This is a genomic window from Pseudomonas sp. Irchel 3A18, from assembly GCF_900187465.1.
GTDB lineage: Bacteria > Pseudomonadota > Gammaproteobacteria > Pseudomonadales > Pseudomonadaceae > Aquipseudomonas > Aquipseudomonas cichorii.
Window position 1 is genome coordinate 446,201 of the sequence record NZ_FYDI01000004.1, and the last position, 16,220, is coordinate 462,420.

The 16,220-nt window shown below is 59.9% G+C and carries 14 protein-coding genes; 8 read left to right on the forward strand and 6 right to left on the reverse strand.

Going from position 1 to position 16,220, the window contains the following annotated elements:
* Window positions 1-33: 33 nt before the first annotated feature.
* The 7 genes from CKW23_RS10435 (at window position 34) to CKW23_RS10465 (ending at window position 7,609) form a co-directional block, all read left to right on the forward strand.
* The gene (locus CKW23_RS10435) at window positions 34-1,161 is read left to right on the forward strand and encodes a branched-chain amino acid ABC transporter substrate-binding protein (RefSeq protein ID WP_025261445.1); all 1,128 of its coding nucleotides are present in this window, start codon (window positions 34-36) and stop codon (window positions 1,159-1,161) included.
* 263 nt (window positions 1,162-1,424) lie between these two features.
* Window positions 1,425-2,354 (forward strand): high-affinity branched-chain amino acid ABC transporter permease LivH, encoded by a 930-nt coding sequence (gene livH, locus CKW23_RS10440; protein ID WP_025261446.1) that lies wholly within the window; start codon window positions 1,425-1,427, stop codon window positions 2,352-2,354.
* Complete coding sequence (locus CKW23_RS10445) at window positions 2,351-3,607, forward strand: high-affinity branched-chain amino acid ABC transporter permease LivM (protein WP_025261447.1); 1,257 nt, start codon at window positions 2,351-2,353, stop codon at window positions 3,605-3,607. The genes livH and CKW23_RS10445 overlap by 4 nt, the downstream gene beginning before the upstream one ends.
* Window positions 3,604-4,371 carry a high-affinity branched-chain amino acid ABC transporter ATP-binding protein LivG gene (livG, locus tag CKW23_RS10450; protein WP_025261448.1) on the forward strand — a complete coding sequence of 256 codons (768 nt, stop codon included), beginning with the start codon at window positions 3,604-3,606 and terminating at the stop codon, window positions 4,369-4,371. Before CKW23_RS10445 ends, livG begins: the two co-directional genes overlap by 4 nt.
* A complete protein-coding gene (locus CKW23_RS10455) occupies window positions 4,372-5,073 on the forward strand; it encodes an ABC transporter ATP-binding protein (RefSeq protein ID WP_025261449.1) in 702 nt (233 codons plus the stop codon).
* 127 nt (window positions 5,074-5,200) lie between these two features.
* Window positions 5,201-5,893, forward strand: coding sequence for a COG3650 family protein (locus CKW23_RS10460; RefSeq protein ID WP_025261450.1), 693 nt, complete (start codon window positions 5,201-5,203; stop codon window positions 5,891-5,893).
* 108 nt (window positions 5,894-6,001) lie between these two features.
* Window positions 6,002-7,609, forward strand: a complete 1,608-nt coding sequence (locus CKW23_RS10465) for an NAD(P)/FAD-dependent oxidoreductase (RefSeq protein ID WP_025261451.1) — start codon at window positions 6,002-6,004, stop codon at window positions 7,607-7,609.
* Window positions 7,610-7,654: 45 nt separating this feature from the next.
* Here the strand turns inward: CKW23_RS10465 and CKW23_RS10470 are convergent, their stop codons facing one another.
* Window positions 7,655-8,749 (reverse strand): PLP-dependent cysteine synthase family protein, encoded by a 1,095-nt coding sequence (locus CKW23_RS10470; protein ID WP_025261452.1) that lies wholly within the window; start codon window positions 8,747-8,749, stop codon window positions 7,655-7,657.
* A gap of 252 nt (window positions 8,750-9,001) precedes the next feature.
* Here CKW23_RS10470 and nhaA point away from each other — a divergent pair, with 252 nt between their 5' ends.
* Window positions 9,002-10,174, forward strand: a complete 1,173-nt coding sequence (nhaA, locus tag CKW23_RS10475) for a Na+/H+ antiporter NhaA (RefSeq protein WP_038399999.1) — start codon at window positions 9,002-9,004, stop codon at window positions 10,172-10,174.
* A 59-nt stretch (window positions 10,175-10,233) separates the two neighbouring features.
* Here the strand turns inward: nhaA and CKW23_RS10480 are convergent, their stop codons facing one another.
* From CKW23_RS10480 to dinG, 5 genes are all read right to left on the reverse strand, one after another.
* A complete protein-coding gene (locus CKW23_RS10480; protein WP_025261454.1) occupies window positions 10,234-10,698 on the reverse strand; it encodes a glycine zipper 2TM domain-containing protein in 465 nt (154 codons plus the stop codon).
* Window positions 10,699-10,888: 190 nt separating this feature from the next.
* Window positions 10,889-11,536 carry a pyridoxamine 5'-phosphate oxidase gene (gene pdxH / locus CKW23_RS10485; RefSeq protein WP_025261455.1) on the reverse strand — a complete coding sequence of 216 codons (648 nt, stop codon included), beginning with the start codon at window positions 11,534-11,536 and terminating at the stop codon, window positions 10,889-10,891.
* Window positions 11,537-11,614: 78 nt separating this feature from the next.
* Window positions 11,615-12,676, reverse strand: a complete 1,062-nt coding sequence (locus CKW23_RS10490) for an OmpA family protein (RefSeq protein ID WP_095067531.1) — start codon at window positions 12,674-12,676, stop codon at window positions 11,615-11,617.
* A gap of 158 nt (window positions 12,677-12,834) precedes the next feature.
* Window positions 12,835-13,983: an EstA family serine hydrolase gene (locus CKW23_RS10495; protein WP_025261457.1), complete on the reverse strand. Its 1,149-nt coding sequence runs from the start codon at window positions 13,981-13,983 to the stop codon at window positions 12,835-12,837.
* Window positions 13,984-14,073: 90 nt separating this feature from the next.
* Complete coding sequence (gene dinG, locus CKW23_RS10500) at window positions 14,074-16,218, reverse strand: ATP-dependent DNA helicase DinG (RefSeq protein WP_025261458.1); 2,145 nt, start codon at window positions 16,216-16,218, stop codon at window positions 14,074-14,076.
* Window positions 16,219-16,220: the final 2 nt, after the last annotated feature.

The following is a 16,220-nucleotide window of genomic DNA, read 5'->3' on the forward strand; positions in this document are numbered from 1 at the left end:
ATTATAAAAACTACAACGCAAGAGTGGAGCATCATGACTAAGGGTACCAAGAAGCTTTCGAAGCTGTTTGCCGCATTGGTTATGGCGGGAGTTGCCAGCCATTCGTTCGCAGCAGATACCATCAAGATCGGCATCGCGGGTCCAAAGACCGGCGCAGTCGCCCAGTACGGCGACATGCAGTTCAGCGGTGCGAAGATGGCCATCGAACAGATCAACGCCAAGGGCGGCGTTGATGGCAAGAAGCTCGAAGCTGTCGAATACGACGACGCCTGCGACCCGAAACAAGCCGTGGCCGTGGCCAACAAGATCGTCAACGACGGCGTGAAGTTCGTCATCGGCCACCTGTGCTCCAGCTCGGCTCAACCGGCTTCGGACGTCTACGAAGACGAAGGCATCATCATGGTGACCCCGGCAGCTACCAGCCCGGACATCACTTCCCGTGGCTACAAGCTGGTGTTCCGCACCATCGGCCTGGACAGCGCTCAAGGCCCGGCCGCAGGCGACTACATTGCCAAGCAGGTCAAGCCGAAAGTCGTTGCCGTCATCCACGACAAGCAGCAGTACGGTGAAGGCATCGCCACTGCCGTCAAGCAGACCCTGGAAAAGGACGGCGTCAAAGTTGCCCTGTTCGAAGGTATCAATGCTGGCGACAAGGACTTCTCTTCGCTGATCGCCAAGATGAAGCAAGCCAACGTCGACTTCGTCTACTACGGCGGCTACCACCCTGAACTGGGCCTGATCCTGCGTCAGTCCCAGGAAAAAGGCCTGAAAGCCGGCTTCATGGGTCCGGAAGGCGTGGGTAACGCGTCGATCTCGCAGATTGCCCAGGATGCGTCCGAAGGCCTGCTGGTCACCCTGCCAGCCTCCTTCGATCAGGATCCGGCCAACCAGGCGCTGGTTGAAGCCTTCAAGGCCAAGAAAGAGGACCCAAGCGGCCCGTTCGTGTTCCCGTCCTACTCGGCCGTGACCGTGATTGCCGACGCAATCAAGATCGCCAAGAGCGAAGACACCGACAAGGTCGCTGCTGCCCTGCGTGCCAACACCTTCAAGACTCCGACCGGCGACCTGGCATTCGATGCCAAGGGCGACCTGAAAGACTTCAAGTTCGTGGTTTACACCTGGCACAAAGACGGCACCAAGACCGAGGCGCCCGTGAAGTAATCACGCGCCCTTGATCGACACCAGAGCCCACTGCTACCTCAGTGGGCTTTGTTTTGCGAGGCGCATGGGCCCCACAGGGTCCTGACGTCCCTGAATATCTTGAAACCGTTACCCGTGATTCACGAGGGTCTGCTGTCGCTTGCGCACGGCTCGTGCTGAAACGGCAACAGACCCAGCTGCCTCAAACGAGGCCTCAGAGCACGACGAGCAGCCGGTAAAGACTCAACCAGTGAAACACAGAGCAGGTTTTTAGGAGCGCTGTAATGCCCGAGATAGACATCTATCACTTTTTCCAACAGCTGGTTAATGGCATGACCATTGGCAGCACTTATGCCTTGATTGCCATCGGTTACACCATGGTCTACGGCATCATCGGCATGATCAACTTCGCCCATGGCGAGGTATACATGATCGGTTCCTACGTGGCGTTCATCGCCATCGCGGGCCTGACGATGATGGGCCTTGGCAGCTTGCCACTGCTGATTACCGCAGCCTTCGCCGCGAGTATCGTCGTGACCAGTGCCTATGGTTATGCGATCGAACGTGTGGCCTACCGGCCATTGCGCGGCAGCAACCGACTGATCCCGCTTATTTCTGCCATCGGCATGTCTCTATTCCTGCAGAACACCGTGCTGCTTTCCCAGGATTCCAAAGATAAGTCGATCCCCAACCTGATTCCCGGCAACTTCGTGTTCGGCTCTGCCAGCACCCATGAAGTCGTGATCTCGTACATGCAGGTGCTGATCTTCATCGTGACCGTGGTCGCGATGCTCGGCCTGACCTGGTTCATCTCCCGCTCTCGCCTGGGCCGTGCGTGCCGCGCCTGTGCCGAAGACATCAAGATGGCCAACCTGCTGGGTATCAACACCAACAACATCATTGCCCTGACCTTCGTCATTGGTGCAGCCCTGGCCGCCATTGCTGCCGTGCTGCTGAGCATGCAATACGGCGTGATCAACCCCAACGCGGGCTTCCTGGTCGGTATCAAGGCGTTCACCGCTGCGGTGCTTGGCGGTATCGGCAGTATCCCCGGCGCCATGCTGGGTGGTCTGGTACTGGGTATAGCCGAGGCATTCGGTGCCGACGTATTCGGCGACCAGTACAAGGATGTCGTTGCGTTCAGTCTTCTCGTATTGGTGCTGTTGTTCCGGCCGACCGGCCTGCTTGGCCGTCCGGAGGTTGAAAAAGTATGACCAAGAATCTCAAGTCGGCGTTTTTCAGCGCCTTGCTGGTGCTGGCTGTCGCCTATCCAGTGCTGGGCCTCAAGCTGGAAATCGTCGGGGTAAACCTGACGGTCATTGGCGCCAGCAGCACCACGGTTGCAATCATCCTGAGCTGCGCCGCACTGATGTTCGTGCGCGTGCTGTTCCATGAACAGATATCCGCTGCCTGGCGCGCGTCGCCGAGCCTGCCGAGCGTACCGTCCAAGGCCAGCAACTTCCTGACCCTGCCGAGCACCCAGCGCTGGTTCATCCTGGCACTGGTCATGGTTGCTCTGGTCTGGCCGTTCTTCGGCTCCCGTGGCGCGGTGGATATCGCGACACTGATCCTGATCTACGTGATGCTGGGCCTGGGCCTGAACATCGTGGTCGGTCTGGCCGGCCTGCTGGACCTGGGTTATGTCGGTTTCTATGCCGTCGGCGCCTACAGCTACGCCATGCTCTCCCACTACTTCGGCCTGGGTTTCTGGATCTGCCTGCCGATTGCCGGGTTGATGGCTGCGCTGTTCGGTTTCCTGCTGGGGTTCCCGGTATTGCGCCTGCGCGGTGACTATCTGGCCATCGTGACCCTGGGCTTCGGTGAAATCATTCGCCTGCTGCTGCGCAACATGACCGAGTTCACCGGTGGCCCGAACGGCATCAGCAACATCGAAAAACCGACGTTTTTCGGCCTGACGTTCGAGCGTAAGGCAGCTGAAGGCATGCAGACCTTCCACGAGTTCTTCGGCCTGACCTACAACTCTATCAACAAGGTGATCTTCCTCTATCTGGTCGCCCTGCTGCTGGCTCTGGCCGCGCTGTTCGTCATCAACCGCCTGCTGCGCATGCCTATCGGGCGTGCCTGGGAAGCGCTGCGTGAAGACGAAATCGCCTGCCGGGCACTGGGCCTGAATCCGACCATCATCAAGTTGTCGGCCTTCACCCTGGGCGCTGCGTTCGCAGGTTTCGCCGGTAGCTTCTTCGCCGCCCGTCAGGGTCTGGTGACGCCGGAATCCTTCACCTTCATCGAGTCGGCAATCATCCTGGCCATCGTCGTCCTGGGCGGCATGGGCTCGCAGCTTGGTGTCATCCTCGCTGCCATCGTGATGATCCTGCTGCCCGAGTTGATGCGTGAATTCAGCGAATACCGCATGTTGATGTTCGGCGCCATGATGGTGCTGATGATGATCTGGCGTCCTCAAGGTTTCCTGCCTATGCAGCGCCCTCACATGGAGCTGCGTAAATGAGCCGTCCATTACTGCAAGCATCGGGTCTGAGCATGCGCTTTGGTGGCCTGCTGGCCGTCAACGGCGTTGGCCTGACCGTCAATGAAAAGCAAGTCGTGTCGATGATCGGCCCCAACGGCGCCGGCAAGACCACGGTATTCAACTGCCTGACCGGCTTCTACAAGCCGACGGCGGGCACCATCCTGCTTGATGGCGAGCCGATCCAGGGCCTTGCCGGCCACGAGATCGCCCGCAAAGGCGTGGTCCGGACCTTCCAGAACGTGCGTCTGTTCAAGGAAATGACCGCCGTGGAAAACCTGCTGGTCGCCCAGCATCGGCACCTGAACACCAACTTCCTGTCCGGCCTGTTCAAGACCCCGGCGTTCCGCAGAAGCGAGCGCGAGGCCATGGACTATGCCGAGCACTGGCTGGAAGCCGTGAATCTCAAGGAGTTCGCCAACCGGGCGGCCGGCACCCTGGCCTACGGTCAGCAACGCCGCCTGGAAATCGCCCGCTGCATGATGACCCGTCCGCGCATCCTGATGCTCGACGAGCCGGCAGCCGGCCTGAACCCCAAGGAAACCGAAGACCTCAAGGCACTGATCGGCGTGCTGCGCAACGATCACAACGCCACGGTCCTGCTGATCGAGCACGACATGAAACTGGTCATGAGCATTTCCGACCATATCGTGGTGATCAACCAGGGCACGCCTCTGGCCGACGGCACACCGCAAGAGATCCGCGACAATCCTGAAGTGATCAAAGCCTACCTGGGGGAAGCGTAAATGCTGCAGTTTGAAAACGTTTCCACCTTCTACGGCAAGATCCAGGCGCTGCACGACATCAACGTCGAAGTCCGCAAGGGCGAGATCGTCACCCTGATCGGTGCCAACGGCGCAGGCAAGTCCACGCTGTTGATGACGTTGTGCGGATCACCTCGCGCCCATAGCGGCAGCATTCGCTACATGGGCGAGGAACTGGTGGGCCTGGAGTCGTCGGTCATCATGCGCAAGAGCATCGCCGTCGTGCCGGAAGGCCGCCGCGTGTTCGCCCGCCTGACGGTCGAAGAGAACCTGGCCATGGGCGGCTTCTTCACTGAAAAAGGCGACTATCAGGAGCAGATGGACAAGGTCCTGCACCTGTTCCCTCGCCTCAAGGAACGCTTCACTCAGCGCGGCGGCACCATGTCCGGCGGCGAACAGCAGATGCTCGCCATCGGCCGTGCGCTGATGAGCAAGCCCAAGCTGCTGTTGCTGGACGAACCTTCGCTGGGTCTGGCACCGATCATCATTCAGCAGATTTTCGAGATCGTCGAACAACTGCGTCGTGACGGCGTGACCGTGTTCCTCGTTGAGCAGAACGCCAACCAGGCCCTGAAAATCGCCGACCGCGCCTATGTTCTGGAGAACGGTCGCGTGGTGATGCAGGGCTCCGGTGAAGAACTGCTGGTGGACCCGAAAGTACGGGATGCCTACCTGGGCGGTTGACCTTTGGGTGTGGGAGCGGATTTATCCGCGAAGCTTCGCGAATAAATTCGCTCCTACGGCCAGTGTCGCCCCTTGTGATGAGGCGGCAGGCTGAGTAACGTGGCGGCACTTATCTGGAGGCCTCCTCATGTCCGCTGTTCGCTCCACCTTTGTATTCGCTCTCTTGCCACTGTTCGCCGGGTGCCAGATGCTCGGTCTTCCACTGGGCAAATCGCAGGATGCGACCAAGGTGTCTACCGCCGGCATGATCCGCATGCAAGGCGACCTGATCGGGGAAAACGGACAACTGCTGTTCAAACCATGCCATGAGCAACGCCGTTACCTGGTCAAGGATCGCGGCAACACCGGCATCCTTCAGGAAGCCGCTTCGCTGGCCGACAGCAAGGGCCAGGTGTTTGCCGATCTGCGAGGCAACTTCGTTGCCAGCAAGGCCGTCAACAGTGACGGGCAAGTGGACCTGTATCAGTTCTATCGCGTCGAACGTCCCGACCAGTCCTGCGAAGACCTCAACTTCAAGCGCCTGACCCTGCACGCCAGCGGCAACAAGCCTGCCTGGAACGTCAATGTCGGAGGCAAGGGCATGGTTCTGGAGCGTGAAGGTCAGGAAGCGCTGGCTTTCCCTTACCTTGAAGAACAACTGCCCGACGGCAGCTTCAGCGTCAGCACCGAAGCCAACAATCAACGTATCGAACTGTGGGTCACCCCGCAGCGTTGCGTCGACAGTGTCAATGGATCGGTACAGCACCTGACCGCCGAGCTGCGCGTCAACGGCCAGACCCAGCGTGGCTGCGGCTATTACGGCGGTTCGCGCAACGATTGATGCGCCATCAGGCCAGCCGACTCGCCGTGGCAGGGGTTCAGGGCTTATAATCGCCGGTTCTTGTAGTGCTGTCGGGCTGAACCTGCGGCCCGAAAACTGGACCCCTTAATGTTACGAATCACCGAACTCAAGCTGCCGATCGATCACCCGGACGAAGACCTGCGCGCTGCCCTGTTGCAGCATCTGGGTATCGACAGCAGCGAACTGCTGGACTTCACACTGTTCAAGCGCAGCTACGATGCGCGCAAGAAGTCCTCCGAGCTGTTCTTCATCTACACCATCGACTTCCAGGTTCGCGACGAAGAAGCCCTGCTGCGCAAACTGGCCAATGACCGCCATGTCGGCCCGGCGCCGGATGTCAGCTACAAAGTCGTGGGCCATGCTCCTGCGGATCTCAAAGAGCGCCCGATCGTGGTCGGCTTCGGCCCCTGCGGGATTTTCGCCGGGCTGCTGCTGGCCCAGATGGGTTTCAAGCCGATCATTCTCGAACGCGGCAAGGAAGTTCGCCAACGCACCAAGGACACCTGGGGCCTGTGGCGCAAGAATATCCTCAACCCCGAATCCAACGTGCAGTTTGGCGAGGGCGGTGCCGGGACCTTTTCCGACGGCAAGCTCTATAGCCAGATCAAGGACCCGAAATTCCATGGTCGCAAGGTCTTGCACGAGTTCGTGAAAGCCGGTGCACCGGAAGAAATCCTCTACGTCAGCAAACCCCACATCGGCACCTTCCGTCTGACGGGCGTCGTTGAAAACATGCGCCAGCAGATCGAAGCGCTGGGCGGTGAAGTGCGCTTCCAGCAGCGTGTCACCGACTTGCTGATCGAAGATGGCCAGTTGCACGGTGTAGAACTGGACAGCGGCGAGCGCATCGAGTCCCGCCACGTGATTCTGGCCCTGGGCCACAGCGCCCGCGATACGTTCCGCATGCTGCACAGTCGTGGCGTGTACATGGAAGCCAAGCCGTTCTCGGTGGGTTTCCGTATCGAGCACCCGCAATCCCTGATCGACCGTGCCCGGCTGGGCAAATACGCCGGTCACCCGAAACTGGGCGCTGCCGATTACAAGCTGGTGCACCACGCCAGCAACGGTCGTTCGGTGTACAGCTTTTGCATGTGTCCGGGCGGTACTGTTGTGGCGGCGACCTCGGAACCAAACCGCGTGGTCACCAACGGCATGAGCCAGTACTCGCGCAACGAGCGCAACGCCAACTCGGGCATCGTGGTCGGCATTACTCCGGAAGACTATCCAGGCAGCCCGCTGGCCGGGATCGAGTTGCAGGAGCGCCTGGAGTCCCATGCCTTCCTGATGGGCGGCAGCAACTACGAAGCTCCGGCGCAACTGGTCGGCGACTTCATTGCCGGCAAGGCTTCCACCGAGCTGGGCAGCGTCGAGCCGTCCTACAAGCCGGGCGTGAAGCTGCTGGACCTGGCCGACGCCCTGCCCGCTTATGCCATCGAAGCCATTCGCGAAGCATTGCCTGCGTTCGACAAACAAATCAAAGGCTTTGCCCAGCATGACGCGATCCTGACCGGCATCGAAACCCGCACCTCCGCCCCGCTGCGCATCACACGTGGCGCGGACATGCAGAGCCTCAACGTCAAGGGCCTGTACCCGGCAGGTGAAGGTGCCGGTTATGCCGGTGGCATCCTGTCAGCAGGCGTGGACGGCATCCGGATTGCCGAAGGGCTGGCGCGCAACATGTTGGGGATTGAATAAAACCCACCCGCTGAGGAGCGAATTCATTCGCGAATGAATTCGCTCCTACAAGCCTGCGCGCTGCACCCCCTCGGGCAAGGCCTTGCCTTGCTCGGCGCAGGCTGCAACGCCTTCGATCAACCCCGCCAGTTCATACCCCTGAGCCTTGAGCCAGGCCTCATCGTAATAGGTGCTGGCATAGCGCTCGCCACCATCGCACAGGATTGCCACGATCGAACCCTCCTCTCCCGCTTCGACCATCTGCCGGGCAGCCAGCAGTGCGCCGATGAGGTTGGTGCCGCTTGACCCGCCGACCTTGCGCCCCAGTCGCCGGGCCAGGTAATGCATGGCCGCCAGTGACAGCGCATCCGGCACCTTGACCATGGCGTCGATCACATTGGGCAGGAACGAAGCCTCGACACGCGGCCTGCCGATGCCTTCGATGCGTGACCCGCACTCCAGCCGCAGGCTGGCATCGCCGCTGCGGTAATAATCGAAGAACACCGAGCGCTCGGCGTCGGCGCACAACACTCGCGTGGCGTGCTGCCGATAACGAACGTAACGCCCCAGCGTCGCCGTCGTGCCGCCCGTACCGGGGCTGGAAATCAGCCAGGTCGGCTCCGGGTGCTTTTCAAAACGCAGTTGCTGAAAGATCGACTCGGCAATGTTGTTGTTCGCCCGCCAGTCAGTCGCCCGCTCGGCATAGGTGAACTGGTCCATGAAATGCCCGCCGGTTTCCCGTGCCAGCCTTTCGGACTCGGCATAGATCTGCGTCGGATCCTGAACCAGATGGCTCTTGCCCCCATAGAAAGCAATCTGCTCGATCTTCGCCCGAGAAGTGCTCGCTGGCATCACTGCCACGAACGGCAGGCCCAGCAAGCGGGCGAAGTAAGCCTCGGAAATCGCCGTGGAACCGCTGGACGCCTCTATCACCGGTGCTCCAGCCTTGAGCCAGCCATTGCACAGCGCATACAGAAACAGCGAACGTGCCAGACGATGCTTGAGGCTGCCGGTGGGATGGCTGGACTCGTCCTTGAAGTACAGTTCCACGCCAGGCAACCCTGGCAGAGGCAAGGGAATCAAGTGAGTGTCGGCGCTGCGCTGGAAGTCTGCTTCGATGATACGAATGGCTTCACGGGACCAGGGACGGTTATCGATCATGGACTGACTGCTCTTCTATTCCGAATGACCGGAAGTTACAAAAAGTTATTGAAAGCAGGATTTTAGGAAATAGCCTACAGCCAAAACAGGCACAGCTAAGACTTAATAAGTTACACAATTGTTAGACTTCAGAAACTGCAACAGCGTCGTTACCTTTAGAACCAAAACGAATATAACTTTTGTTTTAACCCCGGCAGGTAAACGTTAGGGTAACGGGCTTTTTCCTTGAAACCATGGAGCATAACCGCACCGATGCGAAATACGATCATACGTTTCTTTCAACTTGAAGCAGCAGGCGGCCTGCTGCTGATCGCTGCTGCTGCCCTTGCCCTGATTATCAATAACTCGCCGTTGTCATGGTTGTACAACGAATTCCTCAATATCCCGGTAGTGGCCCAGATTGGCGCAATCAAGATCGCCAAGCCCCTGTTGTTGTGGATCAACGATGGCTTGATGGCGCTGTTCTTTCTGGTCATCGGGCTTGAGGTGAAACGCGAACTGCTTGAAGGCCATCTGTCCAGGCCCTCGCAAGTGGTATTACCGGGCGCTGCAGCCATTGGCGGCATGGTTGTTCCGGCGCTCATCTATTATGCGCTCAACAAGGACAACCCTGCCGCCTTGGGTGGCTGGGCAATTCCCATGGCGACCGATATCGCCTTTGCCCTGGGCGTGCTCGCACTGCTCGGCAAGCGCGTACCGGTGTCGCTCAAACTGTTCCTCATGACCCTCGCCATCATCGACGACCTTGGCGCGATCATCGTCATTGCGCTGTTCTACTCGGGCGAACTGTCGAGCCTGTCGCTGATCCTCGCGGGTGTATCCATTGTGGCCCTGATCGTGATGAACCGGCTCGGCGTAGCCAAGCTGGGGCCTTACCTGCTGATAGGCCTCGTGCTGTGGGTTTGTGTACTTAAAAGTGGCATCCATGCGACGCTGGCCGGCGTGGTCCTGGCCTTCTGCATACCGCTGCGCACCAAAACCGAAAAAGCGTCACCCCTGCTGAACCTGGAGCATGGGCTGCACCCGTGGGTCGCCTATGGAATCCTGCCGCTCTTCGCCTTTGCCAATGCCGGTGTTTCACTGACGGGCATTACGCTGGACAGTTTTACCCATCCGGTACCCATGGGGATTGCGGCAGGCCTGTTGATCGGCAAGACGCTGGGAGTCTTCGGGCTGACCTGGCTAGCGATCCAGACGGGTCTGGCGAAACTGCCGAGCGAAGCCAACTGGGGACAGGTGCTGGGCGTTTCGATCCTCTGCGGGATCGGTTTCACCATGAGCCTGTTCGTGGGCTCGCTGGCCTTCGAGGCTGGCGTCAGTGACTACGCGGGAGAAGATCGCATGGGCATTCTCACCGGCTCCATTCTCGCGGCACTGATGGGCTATGCCGTCATGCTCATGTGCAGCAGAAAGAACCGGGTGTAGTTACCCCATAAAGAAAAAACCCGAGCCAAGGCTCGGGTTTTTCATGACTGACCGACAGATCAATGCGATACACGGCTCGTGCCATTGACGGTCATGATGCGCACGCGCTCGCCGACACGGAAAATCTCGTTCTCCTGCACCTGCTGCACATAGGCACGCATGCTGCCGTCGTCTTCACGCACGGTGATTTCAACACCTTGAGTACGGGTCAGGCCTTCTTCGGTCATGGAGCCGAGCAGACCACCGGCAACAGCACCGATCACCGCTGCAACGACACTACCGCGCCCACCACCGATGGCGCTACCGCCTACACCACCGACCACGGCACCGGCACCGGCACCGATTGGCGTCTTGGTGCCTTCGATTTTGACAGGTCGCAGAGATTCGACAGTACCCAGGCGAACGGTCTGTACAGTCCTGGCTTCGTCACGGGAGTAAGAATCACCGGTGAGATTCGAGGTACAGCCGCCCAGTGTCAGCGCCATCGCGGTGAACGAGGCGGCCAGAAAAGCAGACTTGCGCATAAAGGCATCTCCAAAGGAACCAGTGGCCATTAGACTCCGCCCTGTCGACGCTGTCACGGCCCCGTTCCTGCAATTTAAGTTCATTCAGGTGTCATACAGCGACGCCACGTGTAGCGCTATGACGACCTGGTAACAGAATAATTCCCACGCATGGTAGCTGCGCGTCACTCACTGTTCGTTTAATTAAAGCTCAGGGTGCCAGACGTTCCCGTGTCCATTGATCGTCTATCAAACGATAGTTCAAACGATCATGCAAACGACTTGGACGTCCCTGCCAGAACTCGATCCGTTCAGGCAAAAGACGATAGCCGCCCCAATGGTCCGGGCAATGAGGCTGTGTATCGAGAAAACGCTGCTCGGTCTGTTTGATCATGCCTTCAAGCTCTGCACGATCGGCTATGACGCAACTTTGCGGTGATGCCCAGGCGCCCAGGCGACTGCCCAGTGGGCGAACCTGGAAATACGCATCTGACTCTTGCGCACTGACCTTGACCACACGCCCTTCGATACGCACCTGACGCTCAAGGGTCGGCCAGAAGAACGTCATGGCAGCAAACGGACGAGCAGCCAGGTGCTGCCCCTTGGCACTGTCATAGTTGGTGAAAAAGGTGAAGCCCAGTGTATCCAGCCCCTTGAGCAGCAGCACCCGGCAATGCGGACGCCCCTCTTCATCGACCGTCGCCAGGGTCATGGCATTGGCTTCTACGGGAGCCTGTTCTGTCTTGACCGCTTCGTCGAACCATTTGTGGAACAGGGCAAAGGGTTCATCGGGTGCCTGCGCTTCGGTCAAACCATCGCGGGCATAATCACGGCGCATATCGGCCAGGGCTTGGGTCATGACGGGTTCCTTCACCGAAATAATGCGAAGTCTGACCCGAACACTCCCCTGAGGGAATGATACGGGTCAGTCAGGCGATCAGTTGCTGGCCTGATCGCCGGTTTTCTTGGCTGCATCCTTGGCAGGCGCGGCTTTGGCTGGAGCGTCCTTGGCTGCAGTGGTTTTCTTGGCTGGCGCCGTGGATTTGGCTGGGGCAGCTTTCTTGGCGGTAGTGGCCTTGGCAGGTGCAGCCTTCTTGGCCGTGGAGGCCTTGGCTGTGTCCTTCTTCGTCGCAGCCACTTTCTTGGCCGGAGCAGGCGCTGGCGGCATGACAGGCTTGACGTCCTGAGTCGCAACCATGGTCGGTGTGGCCGGTGGCAAGGCGTATTTGCTCATCAGCGCAACCATGGTGTCCTGAGGTGTCAGCAGGATTTCGACACGACGGTTGAGCGAGCGGCCCTGGGCGCTGTCGTTGGCAGCACGAGGCATCACGGCACCCATGCCGCGCAGGCTCAGGCGATTACGCTCCAGACCACTGAGGCGGAAGATCGCAGCAACGGATTGTGCACGTTCCTGGCTGATTTTCTGGTTGGCAGCCGCGACACCCGAAGTGTCGGCGTGGCCAAGCACCAGTACGGCAGCCTTGGAGTCACCTTCGACAGCCTTGGCCAGACGGGTGATCGGGCCAAGGGTCACGGGCAGCAACATGGCTGGACGGTCAGGGTTGAACGAAGTGTCGACCGGCGCGGTGATGGCCAGCAGGTCTTCACGTCGCTCCAGCTCGAACGGGCTGTCCTTGATCGCCGCACGCAGGCGCGGTTCGTACTCGTCGAGCCAGGCCTGGGTGATTTTCGGGTCGGGCATCGGAGCAGCCTTGGGCTCGTCCTTCTTGGTGTCATCACTGCTGCCGAACGGCCAATACCACGGGTTGCTCTTTTCAGTCTTGGCGAGGGAATCAGCAACCACAGGCGCCTTTTGAGGAGCCGGGGCCGACGCCGGAGCAGGAGCTTTTGCTACATCCGCTGGAGCATCCTTGCCAAAACCAAACTGCCACCAATGGCTGCCCGTATCGGCAACATCGGCAGAATCGGTTTTAGGGGTTTGGGCACAGCCGGTGACGGCAATACACAGGGCGAGAACGAGACTTTTATTAGATAACATGGATGACCCACAGCAGTATTGATAACAAGGGACGTATGAACTTGGCTACGTCCGTATAACACGCATAAAGACTCAGTTGGAAAAAGAAACCGTCGTACGGTTCCTGTTACACCTCACTAACTGACAGTCGGTATGAAACAAGCACTTATGAGCGATAGTTACTGCAAACACTCACGCAGAGTCCTGACCAGCTTCTGGGCACGCGGATCCATCAGCACGTAAGGCCCCAGCGTGTGGGTGACAAAGCCGAAAGCGACCTCGTAATCAGGGTCGGCAAAGCCCACCGAACCGCCTGCTCCCGGATGCCCGAACGCCTTTGGCCCCAGGCCGTAAGTGGCGTTGGGCACACCTGGCTGGTCGAGCATGCACCCCAGGCCAAAACGTGTGGAGGTCATCAGGGTCTTGTCCTGACCGACGCTGTGCTCGCGGGTCATTTCATTGAGCAGTTCGGCCTCAAGCAGGCTGCCATCGAGCAGGCCGTTGTAGAACCCGGCAAGGCTGCGCGCATTGCCATGACCATTGGCCGCCGGCTGCTGCATGCGCCGCCATTCAGGCTTGTTGGTGCTGGTCATGATCGAAGGCGGATTGGTGAAGGCCTTGGTGGCGATGGCCTCGGGCTCGCGCATCAGCGCCTGCAGCAGGCGCTGGGCAGCTTCGTCCCCCATATTGCCCTTGCTGCGGGCGATATGGGCCACGCGCTCGAACTCCTCATCGGCCAGCCCGACATGGAAGTCGAGCCCCAGAGGTTTTGCGACCCGCGCCACAATGGATTCACCCGGGCCACGCCCGTCGGCACGGCGCAACATCTCGCCGATCAGCCAGCCATAAGTGATCGCCGCATAGCCATGACCCTGACCTGGCGTCCACCAGGGTTGCTCGGCCGCCAGGGCCGTTGTCATGGTGTCCCATTCATAAAGGGCGGTGGCGGGCAGTTGTTCGCGCAAGGCAGGTAAACCGGCTTGGTGGCACAGCAACTGGCGCAAGGTGATCGAGCCCTTGCCTGCTGCTGCAAACTCGGGCCAGAGCCGGGCAACGGGCTCGTCCAGTTTCAGCTTGCCCTCATCCACCAGTTGCAGGGCAGCTACCGCCGCAAAGGTCTTGGTGCAGGAAAACAGGTTGGCAATGGTATCGCTGTGCCAGGCCTGCGCGCCGTCCTTGTCGGCGGTACCGGCCCAGAGGTCTATGACGGTTTCGCCACCGACCTGAATGCACAACGCCGCACCACGCTCCTGAGGGTCGTCGAAAAGCGCAGCGAACGCTTCACGCACTGCTTCAAATTTAAGCTCGAAATAGCCCTGAATCTGCACCCGCTGGCTCCCGCAAGACTGTTGCCTGAAAAGGCGTGCATTGTTTCAGCGATTGGCGGCTTTGGGAACTGCCGCCACCCTGCAGATGCTTCAGGAAATTTCGCGATGGAAGGGTGGCAGCGCATTGAGGATCGCCTTGCCATAGCGTTGCGTCACCACACGCCGGTCCAGCAAGGTAATGGTGCCGCGATCCTCTTCGGTGCGCAGCAACCGGCCACAGGCCTGAATCAGGCGCAGCGAAGCATCGGGCACAGCGATTTCCATGAACGGATTGCCGCCACGGGCTTCGATCCACTCCGCCAGCGCAGCTTCCACAGGATCATCCGGCACCGCGAATGGAATCTTGGCGATGACTACGTGCTCGCAATACGCACCGGGCAAGTCCACACCTTCGGCAAAACTGGCCAGCCCGAACAGCACGCTGGAATCGCCGCCATCAACCCGCGCCTTGTGCTTGTTGAGGGTTTCCTGCTTGGACAGGTTGCCCTGAATGAAGACCTGCTTGCGCCAGTCGCGGTCCAGGCCGTCGAAGACGTCCTGCATCTGTTTGCGGGATGAAAACAGCACCAGCGTACCGCGAGAGCCTTCCACCAGATCCGGCAATTCACGAATGATGGCTGCCGTGTGCGCGGCTGCATCGCGAGGGTCGGCCTTGAGGTCAGGCACCCGCAGCAGGCCGGCATCGGCATGGTGGAACGGGCTGGGAACAATCGCCGTTACCGCGCCTTTTGGTAACCCGGCACGCATGCGATAACGATCGAACTTGCCCAGCGCCGTCAGGGTCGCGGAAGTGACCAGGGCGCCATAGGCGATGTTCCAGAGATTGCGCCGCAACATTTCGGCGGCCAGGATCGGGCTTGCATTGACCTCGATATCGAACAACGCGCCGCTGTCCGCCAGGGTCAACCAGCGCGCCATCGGCGGGCTGTCTTCCGGGTCTTCGGCGGTAAAGGCAGTCCACAATTCCCAGTTGCCATGGGCGCGGGCCAGCAGACTGCCGAACAGTGGATACCATTCTTCGGCCTGATGGCTGGCGATGCCGATATTGACCTCGCCATCCATGCCGTCCTTGAGCAGTTCGGTGAGCCGGGTGAACAGATCGTCCAGGCGCGCAAACCCCTTCTTCAACTCGATGCCCATCTCGCGAATGTGCTCGGGAATGACGCCGCCCACGAAACGATGGCGTGGACGCTCACGGCCCTGCATGTCTTCACCGGCGCGGAAGTCGGCCAGTTGCTCGCAGGCACCGAACATGAACTGCTGATGCCCCTTGATCTCCCGTGCCAGTTCCGGCACCTGTTCGATCAGCTTGCCCAGATCGCCGGGCAGCGGGTGCTGGGCCAGGAGCTTGGCCAGGTTCTTGGCCGTCTGCTCCAGCCAGTCGGCCGTGGAGCGCAGCCGGGTATAGTGGGCAAAGTGGCCGATGGCCTTATCCGGCAGGTGGTGAGCCTCGTCGAACACATACATGGTATCGCGGGGATCGGGCAGCACCGCGCCGCCGCCCAGTGCCAGGTCTGCCAGCACCATGTCGTGGTTGGTGACAATCACATCCACCTTGCCCATGCCTTCGCGGGCCTTGTAGAACGCACACTGCTGGAAGTTCGGGCAATGACGGTTGGTACACTGGCTGTGATCGGTGGTCAGGCGCGCCCAGTCCTGATCGGCCAGTTCCTGAGGCCAGCTGTCGCGATCGCCATCCCACTTATTGCCGGCCAGCTTCTGGAGCATGCTGGTAAAGAGTTTCTGGCTGGCTTCGTCGACCTCGATCTTGAAGCCCTCTTCCTCGAACAGTTGCGCAGTGGCATTGGCGGTATCGCCTTCCTGCAACAGCATGTCGAGCTTGGACAGGCACATGTAGCGACCGCGCCCCTTGGCCAGGGCGAAACTGAAGCTCAGGCCGCTGTTGCGCATGAGATCGGGCAGATCCTTGTAGACGATCTGCTCCTGCAGGGCGACAGTGGCCGTGGCGATGACCAGCCGCTTGCCCGCCGCCTTGGCAGCCGGTATGGAGGCGATGGCGTAGGCCACGGTTTTCCCGGTACCGGTGCCCGCTTCCACCGCAACCACAGCCGGGTCACCCGAACGTCGTCCTTCTTCATCGGTATCGATATCGCCCAGCACCTTGGCGACCTCGGCGATCATCAAACGCTGGCCATAGCGAGGCTTGAGGCTCTTGGCTTCGAGAAAACGCGAGTAGGCGCCCTGTATCTGGGATTTCAATTCGGTACTGATCATTG

Coding starts and splice junctions, on each gene's coding strand:
- pdxH (WP_025261455.1), bottom strand. CDS start 11,536: ATGACCCAAGCCCTGGCCGATATGCGCCGTGATTATGCCCGCGATGGT.
- CKW23_RS10490 (WP_095067531.1), bottom strand. CDS start 12,676: ATGTTATCTAATAAAAGTCTCGTTCTCGCCCTGTGTATTGCCGTCACC.
- CKW23_RS10435 (WP_025261445.1), top strand. CDS start 34: ATGACTAAGGGTACCAAGAAGCTTTCGAAGCTGTTTGCCGCATTGGTT.
- CKW23_RS10460 (WP_025261450.1), top strand. CDS start 5,201: ATGTCCGCTGTTCGCTCCACCTTTGTATTCGCTCTCTTGCCACTGTTC.
- livH (WP_025261446.1), top strand. CDS start 1,425: ATGCCCGAGATAGACATCTATCACTTTTTCCAACAGCTGGTTAATGGC.
- dinG (WP_025261458.1), bottom strand. CDS start 16,218: ATGATCAGTACCGAATTGAAATCCCAGATACAGGGCGCCTACTCGCGT.
- CKW23_RS10455 (WP_025261449.1), top strand. CDS start 4,372: ATGCTGCAGTTTGAAAACGTTTCCACCTTCTACGGCAAGATCCAGGCG.
- livG (WP_025261448.1), top strand. CDS start 3,604: ATGAGCCGTCCATTACTGCAAGCATCGGGTCTGAGCATGCGCTTTGGT.
- nhaA (WP_038399999.1), top strand. CDS start 9,002: ATGCGAAATACGATCATACGTTTCTTTCAACTTGAAGCAGCAGGCGGC.
- CKW23_RS10445 (WP_025261447.1), top strand. CDS start 2,351: ATGACCAAGAATCTCAAGTCGGCGTTTTTCAGCGCCTTGCTGGTGCTG.
- CKW23_RS10470 (WP_025261452.1), bottom strand. CDS start 8,749: ATGATCGATAACCGTCCCTGGTCCCGTGAAGCCATTCGTATCATCGAA.
- CKW23_RS10465 (WP_025261451.1), top strand. CDS start 6,002: ATGTTACGAATCACCGAACTCAAGCTGCCGATCGATCACCCGGACGAA.
- CKW23_RS10480 (WP_025261454.1), bottom strand. CDS start 10,698: ATGCGCAAGTCTGCTTTTCTGGCCGCCTCGTTCACCGCGATGGCGCTG.